Annotated in this window: 4 protein-coding genes and 1 other annotated feature; all 4 genes read right to left on the bottom strand. The window is 69.7% G+C overall.

The annotated features are described in order from the left end of the window. Positions 1 to 31: 31 nt before the first annotated feature. Positions 32 to 145, bottom strand: a sequence feature (AL1L pseudoknot). After that, the gene (locus GTR02_RS20520) at positions 106 to 423 is read right to left on the bottom strand and encodes a transposase (RefSeq protein ID WP_166609332.1); all 318 of its coding nucleotides are present in this window, start codon (positions 421 to 423) and stop codon (positions 106 to 108) included. (Overlaps the previous feature by 40 nt.) Before the next feature lie 567 nt (positions 424 to 990). Next, the gene (locus GTR02_RS20515) at positions 991 to 2,016 is read right to left on the bottom strand and encodes a hypothetical protein (protein WP_166609331.1); all 1,026 of its coding nucleotides are present in this window, start codon (positions 2,014 to 2,016) and stop codon (positions 991 to 993) included. Beyond that, complete coding sequence (locus tag GTR02_RS20510) at positions 2,013 to 3,104, bottom strand: AAA family ATPase (protein ID WP_420814757.1); 1,092 nt, start codon at positions 3,102 to 3,104, stop codon at positions 2,013 to 2,015. Before GTR02_RS20510 ends, GTR02_RS20515 begins: the two co-directional genes overlap by 4 nt. Positions 3,105 to 3,318: 214 nt before the next feature. Further along, on the bottom strand, positions 3,319 to 3,669 hold a 351-nt coding region (locus GTR02_RS22500; RefSeq protein ID WP_205709719.1), incomplete at its 5' end, for a hypothetical protein.

Raw genomic sequence — 3,669 nt, 5'->3', positions numbered from 1 at the left:
GTGGCCGGGACTTCGCGGCGTAGTAGGTGCTCGGGGCGATCTGCAACTGCTCACAGACCGGCTCGACTCCGAGGTCGTCCTTGTTCTGATCGATGAAGTCGACGATCAGCGGTGTGGGCGGTCGAGCTCCGCCGCGAAGAAAGCCGACGCCCGCCGCAAAATTTCGTTCGCGCGGCGCAGCTCACGGTTCTCGGTCTCCAGCTGCGCCAGCCGGGCGGCGTCCTCGGTCGTGGTGCCCGGGCGGTCGCCGGCGTCGACCTCGGCCTGGGTGACCCAGCCCCGCAGCGTCTCAGGGTTGATCCCGAGCTGGCCCGCGATCCGCTTGATCGCGCCTGCCCGCCCGGTCGGGTCCCGGCGGGCATCGACGGCCATCCTGATCGCCCGCTCACGCAGCTCGTCGGGATACTTCCTCGGTGCAGCCATGGAGACCATCATCCTCTCGGAGGCGTGGGTTGGTGGTCTCCATCAAACCCGGGCCTTGACAGGTCGTCCATGACGCTGCGCAGCGTGGGGTCGGCCAGGGGGCTGGGGTGGCCGGCGCGGCGGTGGATGTAGGTGATGGCCGCCATCCACGTGGTGAGGGTGGTGGCTCGGACGGGTCCGGTGGTGCGTGGGCGACCGGCACCCTTGCGGGCACCGTCCGTGGCGCCGATCGTGGTGTTCTTCAGCGGCGGATCCTGGGGCGCGGGTGGGAACGCTGACTCGTGGGCCCAGACCCCGATGCCGTGGGGGTCAGCAGGCAGGACGGGCAGATCGCGGTCGCCGGCCCATCGGGTCCACCGGTTCCACACGGTGAGGTAGGCGCTCCAGGTGGCGTCGGAGATGCTCAGGTCGCGCAGTGCGGCGATCGATGGGGTTTCGCCGTCGCCCGAGAATGGTTGAGGCCGGGCGAAAGATCGGGAGGCGGGGGCGGGGGGAGTCCTCGTTCGCATGGGCGTTCCTCGGGTGGATGACCAGCGGCAGGGTCTGCTGGGCTGCTGGGCGGCGGGCTCAGATGAGGGGGCCGAGAGCAGCGGCGGCCGCCCACGGTAGGTCGGGGAAGCTGTTGCGCCATCGCCGCGCCTCGGTGGGGTCGGCGTTGAGGTGGCGGCGGGTGCTCTCCAAGGCGTTCAGTTGCTCACTGATCCACTGCAGCAGTGGGTCAGAGTGCTCTGGGGCGCTCCTGTAGGCGCCGTGTAGTCGTCGTCGCGCTTCGGCGTGGTAGTCACCGGTCGCGACCGGTTGCTGCAGCATCAAGTGGCGTCTCCAAGACGGGCTGGCCAGGAGGCTGGCCAGGGTGACGACATCGGGGAAGATCGCGGCGCGGAAGAGGGGGGCAGTCATCAGGATCGGCGCCTTTGAGCGTGTGGTGGTGCGGTCACTCAGGTTGCTGCACCGGTGAGCGAGGTGGTCACCGGCCTGGCCGCGCTCGACCCAGCGCACGATGATCTGCTCGGCCTCGGCGAGACGGGGAACGAGTTCGGGTAGGCGCCGTCGGCGACGGTCCAGCTGCACCTGGGCGTGGATGATCTCCGGGCAGCGGGCCAGGTCCAGGGGCGGGGTCGAGTCGTTGATCCAGCGTTGGTGGCGCAAGCACACCGCGGCCCCAGGCAGGGCGCGAGGAAAGACACCTTCAGGGGGATCGGCGCGGCGTCGTTGGCAGCGGTCGCACGCGCGGTGATGGGGCCCGGCGTCAGCGCTGGGATTGGTCGCGACCTGGAAGACGGCCGGTGGGTAACCGGTCAACCGAGCGATGACCTCTTCGGCGCTGACCTGCTCCGCGTTGATCTGCTCCGCGCTGATTTGCTCGAGACCTGCTGTCTGCGTGAGGCCCCACGGACCGCTCAACGCCCGCCGGTACCCGGCGATCATGGCGGTGAGTTCGGCCAGGGGGAGGTGGTTGAGGGTGGCCAGGCGCTGTACGACATGGTGGGCGCTCTCGCCGGGGATGACGCGCACGGTTCGCGGCAACGGCTTGATCCACGTCGGCAAGTGCGGCTGAAGGACGACTTGTCGGGCAACGGCTTGCGTATTCATGCGCGCGATGCACTGGTCTTGGCCGCGGTGGGCGCGGAGGAGGGGCGGCGCGGTGCACGACGTGCCCGGCTACGAGGTGGAAGGGGTGCGGCCCGGGTGGCGGCTCTCTCGGCGGCGTGGTCGAGGGTGATGCCGTTCAGGCTGGTGCGGGTGAGGTGTTCGCTGCCGTCCAAGACGGCGGCGATGGCGCCGGCGCGGATCAGGTGCGCGAGGCTGCCGATGGAGCCGGCGGTGCGCTGGTGCAGGTAATCGGCGAGGCCGGCCAGGGTGCCGTTGCGGTGGCGGTGCAGGCGCAGCGCGTTCTCGAAGGAGGCGACCAGCGTCTGCCACTGCTGGCGTTGGGTGGTGCTGGTGTAGCCGAAGGCGTCGATGGTGAGCAGGCTGAAGCGCCCGGCGATCTGGCGGCCGCGGGTGCCGTCGAAGATGCCTGTGCGGGTCAGGTCGACGCCTGCGTAGACGAAGGTGGCCGGGATGCGCTCGGAGAAGTACTTCAGCGTGTCCGAGGCGTCCGCACCGTGACGGCTGAACAGGTCGATGTTGTGGATCTCATCGACCAGGACCAGGTCGCAGTGGGCGTCGATGAGGACGGCGCAGACGGTGTCGATGACGTCGGTGATGTTGCGGCGGGCAGAAGGTGTGATGCCCAGGAAACGGGCCAGTTCGACGGCGATCATCCGCGGTGTCGCGGCGGGTGGGACGGTGATGTAGACCACCGGCAACCGGTCGCTGCCTGGCGGCAGATGACCGCGGACGGCGAGTTCGTGGGTGCGGCCCAGCTGGGTGATCGCGGTGGTCTTGCCGTAGGTGGCGCCACCGGAGACGACCAGACCGCTGCGTCCGGAAGCAGTGTGGCGGTTCAGCAGGATGTTGCGGCGCCCGGTGTGGCTGACCGCGAGCATCGCCGGGGTGGCGACGGTGATGAAGCGTGAGTGGTAGTCCAGGCGGGCCTCGTCGTAGACGGCACGCCGCTGCGCGCCGAGCAGTCGCCAGGCCCGGGCGGGCAGCAGGCTCAACTCCGCGGGGACCGCCGCGACGAACCGGGCCCAGCCCTCCTTGGTGGTCAACGGCTCGTGCCACGCCGCCTCCAAGAAACGATGACCATCGGGCTGACCGCCGAGTGGGCCGTTGCGCTGATGCTCGGGCTGATCGGTGAGTGGAACATGCAGGCGACCGCCGCCCTCACCAGGGAGCGGGGACGCTTCGGGACTGGCGTCTGCGATCGTCGGGCGGTGTCCAGGCACGCCGGCCTCCTCCTCGATCAGCGCCTGTCCGTGCGTGCGCACTGTCGTCGGTAGCTGGAGCTCAGTACGGCTTGCGAGCTTCGGCCGCCGCGTCGTACAACCCGAACAGTGGCGTCGAGGTGGCGGTCTTCGTGGCCGGCGTCTTCGCCCGTGTCCGTTTCCGCGTCGCCGTGTCCTGGGTCGGACTATCGGTGCTGCCCCGGGTGGTGGCTCTTCTCGGGGTGGTGACCTTGCGTGGGGGTTGCTTGGAGCTGGTGCCGGCAGCCTTCGCTGCTGCCGCCGACTGTTGGTCGTTCTCGTGGGTGTTCGGCCGCCAAGCCTCCTCGCCGTGGGGCTCCTCGTCCAGACCTCTCGGTAGCCACCTGTCGTTGGCATCGGAGGAGGTCTCGCTGTCTGGGTCGGGGGTGTAGGG

It is taken from the genome of Kineococcus siccus, assembly GCF_009906795.1.
GTDB lineage: Bacteria > Actinomycetota > Actinomycetes > Actinomycetales > Kineococcaceae > Kineococcus > Kineococcus siccus.
The sequence above is the reverse complement of the archived record's forward strand: the minus strand, read 5'-3'. Positions and strand labels throughout refer to the sequence as shown.

Bases quoted from the DNA above. Each gene is read 5' to 3' on its own strand.
- GTR02_RS20520 (WP_166609332.1), bottom strand. From the start codon at position 423: ATGGCTGCACCGAGGAAGTATCCCGACGAGCTGCGTGAGCGGGCGATC.
- GTR02_RS20515 (WP_166609331.1), bottom strand. From the start codon at position 2,016: ATGAATACGCAAGCCGTTGCCCGACAAGTCGTCCTTCAGCCGCACTTG.